The following is a 16953-nucleotide window of genomic DNA, read 5'->3' on the forward strand; positions in this document are numbered from 1 at the left end:
TTCCCTGAGAAGCAGGCCTGGGGCGGATCCTACAATGGTCGCACCTGCCAGACAGCCCTTGCCCACTGCCGGACAGACCGCCAAAGCGCCACCCCACCGCAGGGAGGAAACCCGCCATGTCCGCATCCCTCATCGCCGCCATGTTCTTCACGGTGGCCCTGCTCGTCACCACGGCCTACTTCATCATGGGCTCCATCCCGCTTCTGGTGCTCAAGCACGATACGCCGCTCGATGCACGCTTCGTGCGCGCCTTCTTCAACCTGTACTACCGGGCCGCCTTCCTCACCGCAGTGGCCACGGCCATCAGCTTTGCGGCCGCCGGGCGCCCCGGCATCGCCGCGGGTGCCGCGGCGCTGGCGGCACTGGCCGTCGTGCTGCGCCGCCAGGTCATCCCCAAGATGGATGCGCTGGGCGCGCGGATCCAGTCGGCCACCGACTATGTGACCGCCATCCCGGGCTTTCGCAAGACGCATGTGACGGCCATACTGATCAACATCGGGCAACTGGCCATCATCGTGTGGACACTGATTGCCTTCAGCAAATAAAAAACCAGGAAGCCGCTTCTTTCATGGCAGCCATCACCGTCGATCCCAGCAAAGTCCACGAATTCACCGACGCCCAGGCCTTCTACACCTGGCTGGGCCGCCACCACGACCAGGAAACCGAGGTCTGGATCAAGATCCACAAGCTGGCCTCGGGCCTGCCCTCCATCACCCCCAAGGAAGCCATCGACGTGGTGCTGTGCTGGGGCTGGATCGACGCCATCCGCAAGGGCCTGGACGACACCAGCTACCTGCAGCGCTACACCCCGCGCGGCAAGAAGAGCGTGTGGAGCCAGATCAATGTGGACAACGTGGCCCGGCTGGTCAAGGAAAAGCGCATGACGCCGCATGGCCTGGCCCATGTCGACGCGGCCAAGGCCGATGGCCGCTGGGACCGTGCCTACGGCAGCGGCAAGAACCTGAAGATTCCCGACGACCTGCAGGCCGCCATCGACGCCAATGCCAAGGCGCGCAAGATGCTGCCCACGCTGACCGAGCAGAACCGCTTTGCCATGGCGTTCCGGGTGCACAACCTCAAGACCCCGGCCGGGCGGCAGAAGAAGATCGCGGCCTTTGTCGACATGCTGGCGCGGGGGGAGACGATCTACCCGCAGGGCAAGCAGGCCAAGGCGGCCTCCTGAGCCCGCAGCCGCAGGCTCACGCCGCCTCGCGCGCCCTGCCCCGCGCCGCCTGGGTGTCGCGCACCGGCGGCAGCCCGAACAGGCGCCCGTACTCGCGCGTGAACTGGGGCACGCTCTCATAGCCGACTGCAAACGCTGCCGTGCTGGCGCTCGCGCCTTCGGACAGCATGAGCCGGCGCGCCTCGATCAGGCGCAGCTGCTTCTGGAACTGCAGGGGCGACAGCGAAGTGACGGCGCGGAAATGCTGGTGGAAGGACGAAGGGCTCATGTCCGCCAGCGCGGCCAGGCTTTCCACCGGCAGGGGCTGGGCGAAATCCTTGCGCAGCACGGCCACGGCACGCGCCACGCGCTGGGCATGGCTGCCGGGCCAGCCCAGGCGGCGGATGGCGGCACCGTGCCGGCCGGCCAGCAACCAGTAGTGCAGCTCACGCACCAGCGGGGCGTGCAGCAGGGGCACGGCCTCGGGCCGCTCCAGCAGGCGCATGAGGCGCAGGGCCACGTCGGCCACCTCGTCGTCGGTGGGGTCCACGCGCACGGGGGCATGGTCGCCCAGGGGCGCCGCGCCCATCTGGGCCGAGAGGTCGGCAATCACCGGCAGGTTCAGCTCCAGCGCGATCGACAGATAGGGCGCGGCCGCGCTGGCGCGGGTGATCTGGCTCACGGTGGGCACGTCGGCGGTGATGAGCAGCGACTCGCCCGCCGAGAAATCAAAGGCCTGCGCCCCCATCGTCACCTGCTTGCTGCCCTGCAGCACCAGGCAGACCAGCGGGTGCGAGATGGCGTGCAGCAGCCCGCTGGGCTCGGTGGCCCGCACCACCGTCATGCCCGGGATGGCGGTGGGCAGCACGCCGGGGTGGTGGGCATGGGCATCGGTGTACCGGGCCACGGCCTGGAACAGCAGGGAAGGTGACGTCATGTGCCGAGCGTAACGCTTTGTAGGAGCTTTGGCACTGATTTTGGAGAATCAGGCAAGGATTGGCGTGGTTTGCGCAACACGGCGAGGGGCTTGGGCCAGACACTGGATTCCGTTCAACCAGGAGCCCATCCATGCCATCCACCACCACCGCAAGCACCCCCACCATCACCCTCGTCACCGGCGCCAGCCGGGGCCTGGGCCGCAACACGGCCCTGGCCATCGCACGCACCGGCGGCGATGTGGTCATCACCTACCACAGCAAGGCCGATGAAGCCCAGGCCGCCGTGGCCGAAATCCAGGCCCTGGGCCGCAAGGCCGTGGCCCTGCAGCTCGACACGGGCGACGTGGCCAGCTTCGCAGGCTTCACCGAGCGCCTGCGCACCGCGCTGCAGGCCACCTGGGGCCGCAGCACCATCGACCACCTGGTGAACAACGCAGGCCACGGCGACTACGCCGCGTTCGCCGAGACGAGCGAGGCGCAGTTCGACCGCCTGGTCGATGTGCACTTCAAGGGGGTGTTCTTCCTCACGCAGGCGCTCTTGCCGCTGATCGCCGATGGCGGGCGCATCGTGAACTTCTCGACCGGGCTCACACGCCTGTCGCTGCCGGGCTACGCGGCCTACGCCGCCGCCAAGGGCGCTGTGGAGGTGCTCACCCGCTACCTGGCCAAGGAGCTGGGCGCGCGCGGCATTGCGGTGAACACCGTGGCGCCCGGCGCCATCGAGACCGACTTCGGTGGCGGCGCGGTGCGCGACAACCCCGAGCTGAACCGCCACCTGGCCGGCCTCACGGCCCTGGGCCGCGTGGGCCTGCCCGACGATATCGGCCCCATGGTGGCCAGCCTGCTCGGCGCCAGCAACCGCTGGGTCACCGCCCAGCGCATCGAAGTCTCCGGCGGTCAAGCTCTGTGAAACGGGCCTGCCTTCAACCGGACAGCGTCGTTGGAGAGCCTTGCCGTGCTACAGCACTGTCTGCGGCTCCCCGCCTAGCTCTCCGGCTGAATGCAGACCCGCGAGAGTGCTGGAACTCCCCTTCCAAGGGAGTTCGGCTTCAGCGCATCTGCACCGAGCCCGAGACGGTGACCACCACCTGCGCCTTGCCGGCCTCCACCGGCACGGCGGATTCGGAGAAGGACGAGGCCTTGTTGGCATCCATGGCCATCATGCGCGGGCGCGGGCCGGGGGACATCTCGTTGCTGTTCACGGCCACTTCGCGCAGGCTGTAGTTGGCAAAGCCGAAGCCCTTGGCCAGCTCGGCTGCGCGGGCCTTGAACTGCTCGATGGCCTGGGTCTGGGCCTCGCCCTCGACCTTGGCACGGGCCTCGCGCGACAGGGCGAACGCCACCTGGCTGATGGCCATGGTCTGCACCTTGCCGGCCGTGCTGGTGATGCGCGCAAAGTCGCGTCCTTCCAGCACCAGCTCGGCGCGGCCTTGCCAGCCGTTGATCTTGCCGTCCTTGGCATAGCGCGGGTACAGGCCGAAGGGGCCCGTGCGCACGTCCAGCTGGCCGGTCTGCGCATTGCGCTTGGCTTCGGCCAGGGCGGTATCGAGCGCCTGCTTGAGCTGGGCCTGCACGGCGCTGGCGTCGGCGCCCTCCTTGCTGGTGGCCAGGGTGACCACCAGCAGGTCCTGCTGCGCCTCCACGGTGCCCGTGGCCGACAGCTGCACCACGTTGCGCAGCTCTGGCGGCGCGGTGTTCTGGGCCAGGGCGGCACCAGTGCAGCAGGCCAGCAGGGCGGCGGTGGCAATCAGGCGGGTGGCGATCTTCATAGGGGAAAAGCTTTCTTCAAACATTGGTGGCGCCACGATAACCGCTGGCGCCCACCCTGCCGTGAAGCCCATGCACCGAGTGTGCGAAGCTCCGCAAAACTTGTAACAGTTGGTCAAAGTAGACCCTAAAAACCGAACTTTGCGGCTCCAAGTGGTCAGAATCGGCTCTGTTACAAATTGGACTTGGGATCAACATGGCCACAACAACCAACCGCACCGACAAGATTCTCGTCGTGGACGACGACGCACGCATCCGCGACCTGCTGCGCCGCTACCTCACACAGGAAGGCTTCGAGGTGATGGTCGCCGAAGACGGCAAGGCCCTCAACCGCCTGCTGCTGCGCGAAACGGTGGACCTCATCGTCCTCGACCTGATGATGCCCGGCGAAGACGGCCTGTCCATCTGCCGCCGCCTGCGCGCCGCCAACGACCGCACCCCCATCATCATGCTCACCGCCAAGGGCGAGGACGTGGACCGCATCGTGGGCCTGGAAGTGGGTGCCGACGACTACCTGGGCAAACCCTTCAACCCGCGCGAGCTGCTGGCCCGCGTGCACGCCGTGCTGCGCCGCCGCCCCGCGCAGGAGGCACCAGGCGCCCCCTCGGGCGACAACGAGGTGGTCAACTTCGGCCCCTTCACCTTCGATCTGGGCACCCGCGCCTTGCAGCGCAGCGGCGAGGAGCTGCCCCTGACCACCGGCGAGTTCGCCATGCTCAAGGCCCTGGTGCGCCACCCGCGCCAGCCGCTGTCGCGTGAAAAGCTGGCCCTGCTGGCCCGTGGCCGCGAGTTCGAGCCCTTCGACCGCAGCCTGGATGTGCAGGTCTCGCGCCTGCGCAAGCTGGTCGAGGTGGATGCCGCCGCGCCGCGCTACATCCAGACGGTGTGGGGTGTGGGCTATGTGTTCGTGCCGGACGGCACGAGCTGATAATCGAGGGATATGTCCTCCCATACCGGCGCCAAGGGGCGGTCTGCACCGCGCCCTTCCCCCTCCGAGACTGCGCCGACCGAAGCCACCAGCCCCGCACCGCTCGAAGCGGTGCGCCTGGCACGCGAGCAAAAGGCGCGCGTGGGGCTCAACCTGTTCTGGCGCACCTTCTTCCTGCTGGCCTTGCTGCTGGTGGGCAGCATCCTGGCCTGGCTGCAGACGCTGCGCGCGCTCGAGTTCGAGCCGCGCACCCTGCACACGGCGCAGCAGATCGCCTCGCTGGTCAACCTGAGCCGCGCCGCGCTGGTGCACTCGGACGCCATCGCGCGCGTCTCGCTCATCAAGACCATGGCCGACCAGGAGGGTGTGCGCATCCTGCCGCGCGAGCCCAAGGACCAGTTCGCCCTGCTCGACGGCACGGCGCTGGGCAACCGCCTCACCGACGAGCTCACCCAGCGCCTGGGGCCCGACACCATCGTGGCCCAGAGCGTCAACGGCGAGCCCGGCCTGTGGGTGGGCTTCAACATCAACGGCGACCCCAACTGGCTGCTGATGGACCGCTCGCGCTTCAGCCCCGCGGGCGGGCGCACCTGGCTGATCTGGCTCATCACCGCGGGCGCGCTGTCGCTGGCCGGGGCGGCCGCCATTGCGCGGCTGATCAACCGGCCACTCAAGCAGCTGTCGTATGCCGCCAACCGCGTGCGCGACGGCGACTTCGCCGCCAGCCACCTCGATGAAGAAGTGGTCACCAGCGAGATCCGCGAGGTGAACATCGGCTTCAACCGCATGGCGCAAAAGCTCGCCAAGCTGGAGCAGGACCGCGCGGTGATGCTGGCCGGCATCTCGCACGACCTGCGCACCCCGCTGGCACGCCTGCGCCTGGAAACCGAGATGAGCGTGAACGACGACGTGGCACGCGAGCACATGGTGGCCGACATCGTGCAACTCGACGCCACCATCGACAAGTTCCTCGACTATGCGCGGCCCGACCACGTGACCCTCACGCCAGTGAACCTGCATGCCGTGGTCTCGTCCTGCGTCTACGCAGTGCAGGACCACCGCGAGCTGCAGATCGGCATGACCATCCCCGAGGACCTGAACGTGCTGGCCGACGAGGTGGAGCTGGCGCGCGTGATCTCCAACCTGCTGGAGAACGCGCGCCGCTACGGCAAGACCGAAGACACCGGCGTGGCCCGGGTGGACATTGCCGCCAAGGGCCGCGAGAACTGGGTGCTGGTGAAGATCCGCGACCACGGCCCGGGCGTGCCCCCCGAGCAGCTGTCCAACCTGACCAAGCCCTTCTTCCGCGGCGACTCGGCCCGCACGGCCGCCGCCGGCGCGGGGCTGGGCCTGTCCATCGTGGACAAGACGGTGCAGCGCATGGGCGGCATCTTCGCGCTGGCCAACAGCAGCAGCGGCGGCCTGGTGGCCCACATCCAGCTGCAGCGCGCCAGCGAACTGCCCGAGGGTGTGGACCCCAAGCAGCGCCTGCAGCGCCCCGCGGTCAAGCGCCAGCTGCCGCGCCGGCGCGCGGAAGACAAGGTGTAGGGCCTGTTCACACCCATGTCGGGGATCGCATTGCCCCGCCTGGGGTCGTGATGCAGGGCGCCCGCGCTTGCAAGGTATGCGCCTTGCAAGCGCGGGCAACGCCCCAGACGCCCCCAGACCCGGCCAACCGGAAGCCAGGCGGCAAGCACCATTGAACTCGCACAATTTTGTGCGATACCAATAGTTACACTGGCACTATCGCAGCTCCCCTGAGCCGCCATTGCAAAGGGATGTACCGCAGGGGCCGTCCGCCATTTCCAGCTATCAACGTCCACATGGTTGCAACCATTCTCGTCGGCATGCTGTGCGCACACCTGCTGTGCTTCTCGGTGATGTTCTGGCTCGTCAGCAAACGCCTGCACGGCAACAAGATGGGGATGGACATCTTTGCGATGGGCAACCTGCTGCTGGGCTTTGCCTATGTACTGCAATTGGCGGAAGGAGGCCCCGCCTGGAGCCTGGTGAGCGCCGTCAATCACACCTTCACACTGGCCGCACCCGTCGCCTACTGGCTCGGAGCCATGCGCTTTTTTGGGCTCCCGGCCCCTTTCTGGCGCCCCCTGCTGGCAGTGGCCGTGACCTACAGCGCCGCGCAGGTGCTGGTGCAATGGAGCCTGGGCCCGGTTGCCCGCTACGCCATGCTCTCGGGCATGTCTGCGCTGCTGTTCCTGGCCATGGTCATCACCGTGGTCCATGGCGTGCGCACATTTGCCAAGGATCTGTATGCCGAGATGGTATTTTTTGCAGTCCTCATCAGCGGCATTTGCGTGCTCAATGCACTCAAGTTCATGAAGCTCGTGGATGGCGGTCTGGATGCACTGCAGATGGACGGCAGCTTTCAACTGGTGTTCTACATCTACATGTCGTCCCTGGCCACGGTGTTGCCGCCTGCGATCATCTGGCTGGTACTGCGCCGCCTGACCGATGCGCTGCGAAACCTCGCTGCGCGGGACCCGTTGACGCAGTTGCTCAACCGCCGCGGGCTCTCAGAAGCGCTGCAGATGTACTTCAACTCCCGCAAGGCCGTGCCTGCATACCTGCTGCTGGTGGACATCGATCACTTCAAACGCATCAACGATACCCATGGCCACCAGATCGGAGATGCCGTCTTGCGCCATGTGGCGGAGGTACTTCGGGGCGCGGTGCGCCGGGGCGACCTGGCCGGCCGCATCGGTGGCGAAGAATTCCTGATCGTCTGCCTGGACTCCGACCTTCACGGAGTCCGGCTCCTGGCCGAGCGCTTGCGTTCAGCCGTCGAAAGGCAGGCAGTCCATACCACGGGCGGGGCCCATCCACTGCACTGCACGGTCACGATGGGGGTTTCGAATCCATTCGCTGGCGCGCACGCCTTCGAGGGTGCCATGCAGGAAGCCGACGCCGCACTCTACCGAGGCAAGGCCGCTGGACGCAATCGGATCGAGTGGCCCCAGATCGCACACGGCGAGCCGCCAACCCCGATCGTTGGCGCATCCACAACCTAAGTCCAGAAGCGCGCGTCAGTCCATCGAGATACTGGCCTTCGGCCGGCGCGCCGCACTGTGCGGGGGCGCCATGACCCAGGAGAACGCGCCAGGCGGTGCAGGCCCAGCGCATCGGCCGCCCGGCTCAGGCTGCCGCTGCGCACGACTTCGAGAAAGGCGCTGAGGTCGGACGGGGAGATGCCCATCGCGCTGGAGCCTATCGGAAGCGGCCCGGCTGCCTCACGCACGCATGCACGGCTGGGCGCTGGCATGATCGACGGACCATGCTCAACGAACTCAAGACCTTCATCGCCGTGTGCCGCCACGGCAGCTTCGCCGCGGCGGGCGAGCGCATCGGGCTGACCCAGTCCGCGGTCAGCAGCCAGATCAAGCGGCTGGAGGAATCGCTGGGCTTTGCCCTGTTCGACCGCACCGGCCGCTCGGCCACCCTCAACGCGGCCGGCCAGGCCACGCTGGCCCGTGCCGAGGAGATCCAGGCGCTGTACGCCCGGCTGGCCGACCTGCCCGGCGAGAGTGGCGCCGCACAGGGCCTGCTGCGCGTCGGTGCCATCGCCTCGGCCCAGCCCACCCTGCTGGCCCGTGCGCTGGCGGCGCTCAGGGCCGCCCACCCCCAGTTGCGCGTGCATGTGACCCCGGGCGTTTCCATGGGCCTGCTGGACGCGCTGGACGCGGGCCAGGTCGACGCGGCCCTCATCATCCGACCGCCCTTCGGCATGCCGCCCGAACTCACCTGGCAGGCCCTGGCGCAAGAGGCCTTCGTGCTGCTCGCTCCGGCCGGCACGAAGGGCCGCGACTGGCGTGCACTGCTGCAGGGCCACCCCTTTCTGCGCTACGAGCGCAGCTCCTTCGGCGGCCGCATGGTCGAGCGCTTTCTGCACCGCGAAGGCCTGGCGGTGCGCGATGCCGTGGAGGTGGACGAGATTGCGGCGCTCATCCACCTGGTCGCCCTGGGCGTGGGCGTGGCGCTCGTGCCCCTGGTCGAGGCCCACCTGCCGCTGCCGGCGGGGGTGCGGGTGGTGCCGCTGGGCGAGAAGACCTTCTACCGCGAGATCGGGCTGCTGCAACGCCGGCCCCGCGCGAGCCCGCCGGCCGTCGCCCTGCTGGCCGAGTGCCTGCGGCAGGCCGCAGTGCCTGCCCCGGGTACACAACGCGCCGGGCGCAAGGCCCGGGCGTGACTGTGCCCTGGGCTACTTGGCAAACAGCGAACCGAGGTCGGCAAAGGACTTCATCTCCACCGCGTTGCCCGAGGGATCGAGAAAGAACATGGTGGCCTGCTCGCCGGGCTCGCCCTGGAAGCGGATGTAAGGCTTGACCACGAAGTCGGTGCCGCGCGCCGTCAGCTTGTCGGCCATGGCCTGCCACAGCGCCATGGGCACCACGGCGCCAAAGTGGCGCACCGGCACATCGTGGCCATCGACCGCACTGTGGCTGCGGTGCCCACACTCCTCGGGCGCCAGGTGGGCCACGATCTGGTGGCCGAAGAAGTTGAAGTCGATCCAGTTCTCGGAGCTGCGGCCTTCGGGGCAGCCGAGCAGTTCACCATAGAAGGCGCGCGCCTCGGCGAGGTCGCGCACCGGAAAGGCCAGGTGGAACGGGATGGGGGACGAAAGGTGGGAGGACGGGGGCAGGATGGCGGAGGTCATGGGGTGTCTGTGTTCGCTTGCGTGTGGATGACGCGCAGACTGTAGGCAAACAAGGCCCCCATGAAAAACGATAGTTCTGCGTGCTGAGCACCACCAAAATCGATGGATCGCGTTCAGGCCGCTTCGCGCAAAGAGGCCCGCAGGATCTTGCCCACCGGCGACTTGGGCAACTGCTCGCGAAAGAGGATCTGCCGCGGCACCTTGTAGGCCGTGAGCTGGGTGCGGCAGTGGCGCTCCACGTCCTCAGGCGTGAGCGCAGGGTTGCGCGGCACGACGAAGGCGCGCACAGCCTCGCCGGTGCCGGCATCCGGTACGCCGATGACGGCAGCCTCGGCGATGCCGGGATGGGCGGCGAGCACATCCTCGACCTCGTTGGGGTAGACGTTGAAGCCCGAGACCAGGATCATGTCCTTCTTGCGGTCCACGATGCGGATGTAGCCGCCCTCCTCCAGTTGCGCGATGTCGCCGGTGTGCAGCCAACCATCACGGATCGCGCTGGCACTGTCTTCCTGCGCATGCAGGTAGCCGCCCACGACCTGCGGTCCCTGCACCAGCAGCTCGCCACGCTCGCCCTGGGGCAGTTCGCGCCCCTGGTCATCGACCACGCGCACCTGGCAACCTGGCATGGGCACGCCCACGGTGCCCAGGCGCGGCGTGGCCGAGGGCGGGTTGCACGAGACGATGCACGACGTCTCGGTCATGCCATAGCCTTCGAGGATGGGGCAGACCAGCGCCTGCCAGGCCTGCGCGGTCGAGGTGCGCAGGGCCGTGCCGCCCGAGAAGGCATAGCGCAGCTTCGGTGGATTGGCCTGGAACCAGGGCTCGGCCATCAGGCCGGCGAACAGCGTGTCCACGCCGGCCGTCCACTGCACGTCGAACTGCTCGAAGGTCTTTTGCAGGTTGGACATGGGGCGCGGGCTGGGCACCAGCAGGTTGCGTGCACCGACCTGAAAGAACACCAGGAAGTTCACCATGAACGCAAACACGTGGTACATGGGCAGCACGGTCAACATCGTCTCGCCCTGCTTCGGCCCATCGTAGGCGTCCAGGAAATCGCGCGTGATGCGCAAGGTGGCGAGGATGTTGGCGTGCGTGATCACCGCGCCCTTGCTGCGCCCGGTGGTGCCGCCCGTGTACTGGTACACCGCCACCGGGTGGCTGCGGTGCTCGATGGGCGTCAAGGCCTGGCCACGTACCAAGGCGTCGGCCATGCGCGGCAGCGGCACGGCGGCGGGATCGGCCGGCCCCGCCATCTTGGCGCGAATGGCCGATGCCACGGGTTCATCAAAGAAGTCCCACAGGCTGGCCGTGAGCACCGGCACACCCAGGGTTTGCGCCACGGGCCCGGCCACCGGCAGGAACATGTCGCACACCAGCAGCAGCCTGGCGCCGCTGTCTTCGAGCTGCAGGTGCAGCTCGCGCCCGGTGTACAGCGGGTTCACATTGGTCACGATGAGCCCGGCCTTCCATGCGCCGAACACCGCAATCGGGTAGTGCAGGCAGTTGGGCATCTGCAGCGCGAGCACATCGCCCGCCTGCAGCCCCTGCTCGCGCACCAGCCAGGCGGCAAAGGCGTCCGACAACGCATCGATCTCGCGGAAGCTGCGCACCACGTGGGCGCCCGTGGGCAGCACGAAGGTGAAGGCGGGCTGGTCCTTGTGGTCGGCAGCGGCCTGCGTGGCCAGGTGCGCGGCATTGGCGGGCAATGCCGCCAGGTCCAGCTGGTAGTTGCGCAGGGCCTCGGGGTAGGACCCTTCCCAGGGCGAGGACGCTGGCGGTGCGGCGGTGGTGGTCATGGGCGTTGTCTCCGGTCTTCTTTCTTTTTTGCGAACGCTTCAGGCCTTTGCCTTGAACGCTGGGAGCTTGTCCCCAAGCCGCGCGCCCATTTCCGCCCCCAGGGCCTGCAGGCCGCTCAGGGGGCGCACCATGACTTCGAACTCTGTGATCTGGCCCTGTTCATTGAAGCGCACCAGGTCGATCCCCTTGAGCTGCTTGTCACCCACCCGCGCGCTGAACTCCAGCACGATGTTCAGGCCGTCGTCGGTGGCCAGTTGGCGGTGGTAGGTGAAGTCCTCGAACACCTGGATCACGGTGGACAGGGCCAGCATCAGCGCCGGGGCCGAGGTGTAGGCCGTGTTCGCCATGGGCGAGCGGAACACCGCATCGGGGTGCACGATGGACAGCAGGTTCGACAGGTCGCGGCTGGCCACCATGTGGTGCCAGGTGTCGAGCGAACGGGCGACAGCGGGGTGGATGTTCTTCGGGGCTTCGGTCATGGGATGTCTCCTGGGTTGGTTTTCAAAAAAATCAGATCGAGGCAGCAAGGGTCGTCCCCTGGAGGATGGCGCGCTTGGCATCGAGCTCGGCGGCCACGTCGGCGCCGCCGATGAGGTGGGCGCTCTGCCCCTCGGCCACCAGCGCGTCGTACAGCGCGCGCAGCGGCTCCTGGCCCGCGCAGACCACGATGTGGTCGACATCGAGCACCTGGGGCGCGCCGCCATCGATGGTGACGTGCAGGCCGGCGTCGTCCACGCGCTCATAGGCCACGCCCGAGCTCATGCCCACGTTGCGCGCCTTGAGCGAGGTGCGGTGGATCCAGCCCGTGGTCTTGCCCAGCTGGTCGCCCACCTTGCTGGTCTTGCGCTGCAGCAGGTGCACCTGGCGCGCGGGCGCCTCCACCTGCGGGGCACGCAGGCCGCCGGCCTGGGCATAGGCGGTGTCGATGCCCCACTCGTCATTGAACTTGGCCGGCGCCAGGGCCCCGCTCTCGCCTTCGTGCGTGAGGTATTCGCCCACATCGAAACCGATGCCGCCCGCGCCGATGATGGCCACGCGCCGGCCCACGGTTTTCTTGTCGCGCAGCACATCGAGGTAGCTCAGCACCTTGGGGTGGGTGATGCCTTCGATATCCGGCGTGCGCGGCTGGATGCCCGTGGCCACCACCACCTCGTCATAGCCCTGCCCCGCCAGGTCGCTTGCCTGCACGCGGGTGTTCAGGCGCACGTCCACGCCGTGCAGCTCCAGCTGGCGGCGGTAGTAGCGCAGGGTTTCGTAGAACTCCTCCTTGCCCGGCACCTGCTTGGCGATGTTGAGCTGGCCGCCGATCTCGGCCGCCGCGTCGAACAGCACCACGGCATGGCCGCGCTGCGCGGCGGTGACGGCAAAGCTCAGGCCGGCCGGGCCGGCGCCGACCACGGCGATGCGCTTTTTGGCGGCGGCGGGGGCAATGACCAGTTCCGTCTCATGGCAGGCACGCGGGTTCACCAGGCAGCTCGTGATCTTGCCGCCAAAGGTGTGGTCCAGGCAGGCCTGGTTGCAGGCGATGCAGGTGTTGATCTCATCGGCCCGGCCCTGGCGCGCCTTGCGCACGAAGTCGGCATCGGCCAGCAGCGGGCGCGCCATGGAGACCATGTCGGCGCAGCCTTCGGCCAGCAGGCGCTCGGCCACCTCGGGCGTGTTGATGCGGTTGGAGGTGATGAGCGGTATGCCCACCTGCCCCATGACCTGTTTCGTCACCCAGGCGTAGGCCGCGCGCGGCACCTTGGTGGCGATGGTGGGGATGCGCGCCTCGTGCCAGCCGATGCCGGTGTTCAGGATGGTGGCGCCCGCCGCCTCGATGGCCTGGGCCAGCTGTATCACCTCGGCCAGCGTGGAGCCCCCCTCCACCAGGTCGAGCATGGACAGGCGGTAGATGATGATGAAGTGGGGGCCTACGCGCTCGCGCGTGCGCCGCACGATCTCGACCGGGAAGCGCATGCGATTGGCATAGCTGCCGCCCCAGGCATCGTCGCGGTGGTTGCTACGCGCGGCGATGAACTCGTTGATCAGATAGCCCTCGGAGCCCATCACTTCCACCCCGTCATAGCCCGCATGCTGGGCCAGCGCAGCGCAGCGCGCGAAGTCTTCGATGGTCTGCTCCACCTCATCCGCCGTGAGCGCATGCGGCACGTGGGGGTTGATGGGTGCGCGCAGCGCACTCGGCGCCACCAGGTCGCGGTGGTAGGCATAGCGGCCGAAGTGCAGGATCTGCATCGCGATCTTGCCGCCCTCGGCATGCACGGCCTGGGTGACCTTGCGGTGCTGCTCCGCTTCATGCTCATTGACCAGCATGGCCCCGCCCTGCATGGGCCGGCCGCGCTCGTTGGGCGCAATGCCGCCCGTGACGATGAGCCCTACCTCGCCGCGCGCCCGCTCGGCATAGAAGGCCGCCATGCGCTCGAAGCCGTTGGCCACTTCTTCGAGCCCCACGTGCATGGAGCCCATGAGCACGCGGTTCTTGAGCGTGGTGAAGCCCAGGTCCAGCGGGGCATGCAGGTGGGGATAGGGACTGCCGCCGCCGGCAGCCTGTGGGGCCGGGGCAGGTTTCAGGACAGCGCTCATCGGGGTCTCCTTGTGTTTATGCAACCAGTTGCACAAATATATCCAGCATCCCGTTTTTATGCAACCAGTTGCATAAACAATCGAGAGCGCTCCCGATTCAGGCAAGATGGCGATTCCGCAGCCTTCTCCCGCGCCCTCTTTCGATGTCCCTGCCCCACGCCCTTCTCACCGCCCTGGTCGAGCACCCCTGCTCGGGCTCGGAGCTTGCCGAGCGCTTCGACAAGTCCATCGGCTACTTCTGGCACGCCACGCACCAGCAGATCTACCGCGAACTGGCGCGGCTGGAGGAGGCGCTGTGGATCGAGGCCCTGCCGGCCGAGACCGGCCGCGGCCGCAAGCGCCAGTTCCGCCTGCTGCCCGCAGGCCGCAAGGAGCTGCGCCGCTGGATCGCCGAGCAACAGGACCCCACGCCCCTGCGCGACGAACTCATGGTGCGCCTGCGCGCCGAGGCCGCCGTCGGCCCCACGGGGCTGGAGAAGGAAATCGCCCGCCTGCAGGCCATGCACCAGGACAAGCTGGCCGTCTACCGGCGCATCGCGCAGCGCGACTTCATCGGCAAGGAGCCAAGCCGCGAGCGCCGCCTGCAGCACCTGGTGCTCAAGGCCGGCATCCTGCAGGAAGAGCTGTCGCTGGCGATTGCGAAAGAGGCGCTGGAGATACTGGGCGCGCCTGCGCCCTCCACCCGCGGCGCACCGTGACCCCGCACCCGCCACGACGCCATGACCAGCCTCTGGGAGTGCCCGCAATGCCAGCGCCAGTTCACCCGCAAGAACCAGCGCCACGCCTGCGGAACCGGTGAACGCAGCGCTGTGCTGCGCAACCGGCCGCCCGAGGTCGTGGACCTGTTTGGCGCGCTGGAGCGCTTTGCCAGGTCACTCGGCCCCGTGGAACTGGTGGCCCGCGAGCGCTATGTGCTGTTTCGCAGCCAACGCATCTTTGCCGATGCCGTGATCATGGCCGACGCCGTGCGGCTGGCCATCCACCTGGGGCGCCAGGTGGAGCATGCGCTCTTCATCAAGGTGGTGGCCGACAAGAGGCAGGTCACGCATGTGGCCAGGCTGCACAGCCCGCAAGACCTCGAAGCCATGAAGCCGCTGCTGCAGGAAGCGTACGCGCACTCCCTGGCCTGAGCACTGCAGCGGCCGCCGCAGCGACCTCAAAACGATTCCCAGTCCTCTGTCTTTTCACCCGCCTTGGCAGGCAGCTTGGCGACCGGCAGGCCGGGGGACTTGGCGGCAATGGCGGTGGTGGATGGCCTGCGCGTGCCAGGCGCGGGCACCGGCGCGAACCCCTGGCCGGCCTCGCCCCCCAGCTTGAACACGCTGACCGCCTCCACCAGCCGTGCCGACTGGTGGCTCAGGCTGTCTGCCGCCGCGGCCGACTGCTCGACCAATGCCGCATTCTGCTGGGTGACCTGGTCGAGCTGGCTCACGGCATCGCTGACCTGGCTGATGCCCATGGTCTGCTCGGTGGTGGCGGTGCTGATGTCGCTGATGAGCTCGGCCACGCGCTTGACCTGCGCAACGATGTCGGTCATGACGGCACCCGCGTCGCCGACCTGGCGGGTGCCGGCCTCGATCTTCTCGACGCTGTCGCCGATCAGGGTCTTGATCTCCTTGGCCGCGGCCGCCGAGCGCCCGGCCAGGCTGCGCACCTCCGATGCCACGACCGCAAACCCGCGCCCCTGCTCACCGGCGCGGGCAGCCTCCACGGCCGCGTTGAGCGCCAGGATGTTGGTCTGGAAAGCAATGCCGTCGATGGTGCCGATGATGTCGGTGATCCGCTTGGAGCTGGCCGCGATCTCGTCCATGGTGCCCACCACCTGGCTGACGACGGCCCCGCCCTTGGTGGCGGCGGTGCTGGCCGACGAGGCCAGCTGCGTGGCCTGGCGGGCCGTCTCTGCATTCGACTGCACCGTGGAGGTCAGTTCCTCCATCGACGCTGCGGTCTCCTCCAGGTTGCTGGCCTGCTCTTCGGTGCGCTGGCTCAGGTCCTGGTTGCCGGTGGCGATCTCGCTGGCCCCGGTGGCAATGCTGTCGCTGCTGGTGCGCACCGCGCCCACCACGGTGACCAGGCTTTCATTCATGGTCTTGAGGGCCTGTAGCAGCTGCCCGGTTTCATCGCGCGAGGTGACCTCAATCTGCGAAGTCAGGTCGCCCGACGACACGGTCTGCGCCACCTGCACCGCGCGCGCGATCGGCACCGTGATCGAGCGCGTGATGGCCCAGGCGGCCAGCATCCCCAGCGCGATGCCGATGGCGCACAGCGACAGCATCAGCAGGCGCGCCACGCCATAGGCGGCCTCGGCCTCCTCGGCGGCCTGGATGTTGAGCTTGTCCTCCAGGTCCGCCAGTTCGCCCAGGGTGTTCAGCCACAGCCTCAGCGGGGCCTGCAGCTGGTTCATCAGGACCCCGGTCGCCTCGTCATTCTTGTTGGCCAGGCCCAAGGAGACCACCTTGTCGACGATGGGCATCGCCGCGGCCTTCATGTCGCGGATCCTTGCAAAGAGGTCCTTCTCCGCCTTGCTGGTGCTGGCGATGTCCGTGAACATCTTGTCCAGCTTGTCTTGCGCCGCATCGTAGTTGCTGCGGTATCGGGCCAGATCTTCGTTCACCCTGCGCATGCCGGCCTCGTCGGTCAGCAGCACGACGTCGCGGCTTGCAATCGCCATCTGGTTGACGGCAATGCGCATGGCGACAGCCAGGCGGGCCTCTTGCGTATTGATCTTCGCGATGTCGTCGAGCCGGTGCTGGACATCCCCCATGCGCGATACCCCGAGGGACGATACCCCCAGAAGCAATGCGAGCATCAGGCCAAAGCCCAGCGCCAGGCGCAGGCCCAGTTTGAGATTCTTGACGGTATTCATGGCGTCTCCTGGTGGTGGAAGCCGCGTCTGCACAAGCCATTGAATCCATTCACAGGCTGTTACAGCCGGCTGTGTCCATGGTACGCGCCGGCGCAGAAATTGGATGCGCAAAGATACGTATCTGCTGGAATTGATGCCCGGCAGCAATTCCATAGAAAAATCCAAAGGCATCCGTCAAGCCGTTGATTTTCAAGAGATTTCCCTGGCAAGCACCTGCCAACGGGAGTGCTCAGGACAGGG

At 67.6% G+C, this 16953-nt stretch carries 17 protein-coding genes; 9 read left to right on the forward strand and 8 right to left on the reverse strand.

The window, feature by feature from the left end; genetic code table 11:
• Positions 1 to 116 precede the first annotated feature (116 nt).
• Positions 117 to 545: a hypothetical protein gene (locus HNP48_RS29570; protein WP_184864061.1), complete on the forward strand. Its 429-nt coding sequence runs from the start codon at positions 117 to 119 to the stop codon at positions 543 to 545.
• Between the two features lie 23 nt (positions 546 to 568).
• Positions 569 to 1183 carry a YdeI family protein gene (locus tag HNP48_RS29575; RefSeq protein WP_184864063.1) on the forward strand — a complete coding sequence of 205 codons (615 nt, stop codon included), beginning with the start codon at positions 569 to 571 and terminating at the stop codon, positions 1181 to 1183.
• 16 nt (positions 1184 to 1199) lie between these two features.
• Here the strand turns inward: HNP48_RS29575 and HNP48_RS29580 are convergent, their stop codons facing one another.
• The gene (locus HNP48_RS29580; protein WP_184864066.1) at positions 1200 to 2099 is read right to left on the reverse strand and encodes an AraC family transcriptional regulator; all 900 of its coding nucleotides are present in this window, start codon (positions 2097 to 2099) and stop codon (positions 1200 to 1202) included.
• 131 nt (positions 2100 to 2230) lie between these two features.
• Between HNP48_RS29580 and HNP48_RS29585 the strand changes: the two genes are divergently transcribed.
• The gene (locus HNP48_RS29585) at positions 2231 to 3010 is read left to right on the forward strand and encodes an SDR family oxidoreductase (protein WP_184864068.1); all 780 of its coding nucleotides are present in this window, start codon (positions 2231 to 2233) and stop codon (positions 3008 to 3010) included.
• A 139-nt stretch (positions 3011 to 3149) separates the two neighbouring features.
• Here HNP48_RS29585 and HNP48_RS29590 read toward each other — a convergent pair whose 3' ends face one another.
• Positions 3150 to 3869 (reverse strand): SIMPL domain-containing protein, encoded by a 720-nt coding sequence (locus HNP48_RS29590; protein WP_184864070.1) that lies wholly within the window; start codon positions 3867 to 3869, stop codon positions 3150 to 3152.
• A 194-nt stretch (positions 3870 to 4063) separates the two neighbouring features.
• Here HNP48_RS29590 and ompR point away from each other — a divergent pair, with 194 nt between their 5' ends.
• The 4 genes from ompR to HNP48_RS29610 all read left to right on the forward strand — a co-directional run bounded on the left by ompR (position 4064) and on the right by HNP48_RS29610 (position 8999).
• Positions 4064 to 4795 carry a two-component system response regulator OmpR gene (ompR, locus tag HNP48_RS29595; protein ID WP_007859588.1) on the forward strand — a complete coding sequence of 244 codons (732 nt, stop codon included), beginning with the start codon at positions 4064 to 4066 and terminating at the stop codon, positions 4793 to 4795.
• A 12-nt stretch (positions 4796 to 4807) separates the two neighbouring features.
• Entirely contained in the window at positions 4808 to 6343 is a 1536-nt protein-coding gene (locus HNP48_RS29600) for a sensor histidine kinase (protein ID WP_184864072.1), read from the forward strand.
• A gap of 275 nt (positions 6344 to 6618) precedes the next feature.
• Positions 6619 to 7824, forward strand: a complete 1206-nt coding sequence (locus HNP48_RS29605) for a GGDEF domain-containing protein (protein ID WP_184864074.1) — start codon at positions 6619 to 6621, stop codon at positions 7822 to 7824.
• A gap of 263 nt (positions 7825 to 8087) precedes the next feature.
• Entirely contained in the window at positions 8088 to 8999 is a 912-nt protein-coding gene (locus HNP48_RS29610; protein WP_184864076.1) for a LysR family transcriptional regulator, read from the forward strand.
• Between the two features lie 12 nt (positions 9000 to 9011).
• Here HNP48_RS29610 and HNP48_RS29615 read toward each other — a convergent pair whose 3' ends face one another.
• The 4 genes from HNP48_RS29615 to HNP48_RS29630 form a co-directional block, all read right to left on the reverse strand.
• Positions 9012 to 9467, reverse strand: coding sequence for a VOC family protein (locus HNP48_RS29615; protein ID WP_184864079.1), 456 nt, complete (start codon positions 9465 to 9467; stop codon positions 9012 to 9014).
• A gap of 113 nt (positions 9468 to 9580) precedes the next feature.
• The gene (locus tag HNP48_RS29620; RefSeq protein ID WP_184864081.1) at positions 9581 to 11263 is read right to left on the reverse strand and encodes a long-chain fatty acid--CoA ligase; all 1683 of its coding nucleotides are present in this window, start codon (positions 11261 to 11263) and stop codon (positions 9581 to 9583) included.
• Between the two features lie 39 nt (positions 11264 to 11302).
• The gene (locus tag HNP48_RS29625) at positions 11303 to 11743 is read right to left on the reverse strand and encodes a nuclear transport factor 2 family protein (protein ID WP_007854945.1); all 441 of its coding nucleotides are present in this window, start codon (positions 11741 to 11743) and stop codon (positions 11303 to 11305) included.
• 31 nt (positions 11744 to 11774) lie between these two features.
• A complete protein-coding gene (locus HNP48_RS29630; RefSeq protein WP_184864083.1) occupies positions 11775 to 13847 on the reverse strand; it encodes an NADPH-dependent 2,4-dienoyl-CoA reductase in 2073 nt (690 codons plus the stop codon).
• Positions 13848 to 13990: 143 nt separating this feature from the next.
• On the opposite strand from HNP48_RS29630, the gene HNP48_RS29635 reads away from it, so the two are divergent.
• Complete coding sequence (locus HNP48_RS29635; protein WP_184864085.1) at positions 13991 to 14545, forward strand: PadR family transcriptional regulator; 555 nt, start codon at positions 13991 to 13993, stop codon at positions 14543 to 14545.
• Positions 14546 to 14566: 21 nt separating this feature from the next.
• Positions 14567 to 14977 carry a DUF5655 domain-containing protein gene (locus tag HNP48_RS29640; RefSeq protein WP_184864087.1) on the forward strand — a complete coding sequence of 137 codons (411 nt, stop codon included), beginning with the start codon at positions 14567 to 14569 and terminating at the stop codon, positions 14975 to 14977.
• Positions 14978 to 15003: 26 nt separating this feature from the next.
• Here HNP48_RS29640 and HNP48_RS35725 read toward each other — a convergent pair whose 3' ends face one another.
• Complete coding sequence (locus HNP48_RS35725) at positions 15004 to 16713, reverse strand: methyl-accepting chemotaxis protein (RefSeq protein WP_184864089.1); 1710 nt, start codon at positions 16711 to 16713, stop codon at positions 15004 to 15006.
• 49 nt (positions 16714 to 16762) lie between these two features.
• Positions 16763 to 16906, reverse strand: a complete 144-nt coding sequence (locus HNP48_RS35540; RefSeq protein ID WP_184864091.1) for a hypothetical protein — start codon at positions 16904 to 16906, stop codon at positions 16763 to 16765.
• Positions 16907 to 16953 lie beyond the last annotated feature (47 nt).

It is taken from the genome of Acidovorax soli (assembly GCF_014207955.1).
Lineage (GTDB): Bacteria > Pseudomonadota > Gammaproteobacteria > Burkholderiales > Burkholderiaceae_C > Acidovorax > Acidovorax soli_A.

Coding starts and splice junctions, on each gene's coding strand:
- HNP48_RS29625 (WP_007854945.1), bottom strand. CDS start 11,743: ATGACCGAAGCCCCGAAGAACATCCACCCCGCTGTCGCCCGTTCGCTC.
- HNP48_RS29600 (WP_184864072.1), top strand. CDS start 4,808: ATGTCCTCCCATACCGGCGCCAAGGGGCGGTCTGCACCGCGCCCTTCC.
- HNP48_RS29610 (WP_184864076.1), top strand. CDS start 8,088: ATGCTCAACGAACTCAAGACCTTCATCGCCGTGTGCCGCCACGGCAGC.
- HNP48_RS29585 (WP_184864068.1), top strand. CDS start 2,231: ATGCCATCCACCACCACCGCAAGCACCCCCACCATCACCCTCGTCACC.
- HNP48_RS29590 (WP_184864070.1), bottom strand. CDS start 3,869: ATGAAGATCGCCACCCGCCTGATTGCCACCGCCGCCCTGCTGGCCTGC.
- HNP48_RS29635 (WP_184864085.1), top strand. CDS start 13,991: ATGTCCCTGCCCCACGCCCTTCTCACCGCCCTGGTCGAGCACCCCTGC.
- HNP48_RS29630 (WP_184864083.1), bottom strand. CDS start 13,847: ATGAGCGCTGTCCTGAAACCTGCCCCGGCCCCACAGGCTGCCGGCGGC.
- HNP48_RS29620 (WP_184864081.1), bottom strand. CDS start 11,263: ATGACCACCACCGCCGCACCGCCAGCGTCCTCGCCCTGGGAAGGGTCC.
- HNP48_RS29615 (WP_184864079.1), bottom strand. CDS start 9,467: ATGACCTCCGCCATCCTGCCCCCGTCCTCCCACCTTTCGTCCCCCATC.
- ompR (WP_007859588.1), top strand. CDS start 4,064: ATGGCCACAACAACCAACCGCACCGACAAGATTCTCGTCGTGGACGAC.
- HNP48_RS35725 (WP_184864089.1), bottom strand. CDS start 16,713: ATGAATACCGTCAAGAATCTCAAACTGGGCCTGCGCCTGGCGCTGGGC.
- HNP48_RS29575 (WP_184864063.1), top strand. CDS start 569: ATGGCAGCCATCACCGTCGATCCCAGCAAAGTCCACGAATTCACCGAC.
- HNP48_RS29605 (WP_184864074.1), top strand. CDS start 6,619: ATGGTTGCAACCATTCTCGTCGGCATGCTGTGCGCACACCTGCTGTGC.
- HNP48_RS29640 (WP_184864087.1), top strand. CDS start 14,567: ATGACCAGCCTCTGGGAGTGCCCGCAATGCCAGCGCCAGTTCACCCGC.
- HNP48_RS29570 (WP_184864061.1), top strand. CDS start 117: ATGTCCGCATCCCTCATCGCCGCCATGTTCTTCACGGTGGCCCTGCTC.
- HNP48_RS29580 (WP_184864066.1), bottom strand. CDS start 2,099: ATGACGTCACCTTCCCTGCTGTTCCAGGCCGTGGCCCGGTACACCGAT.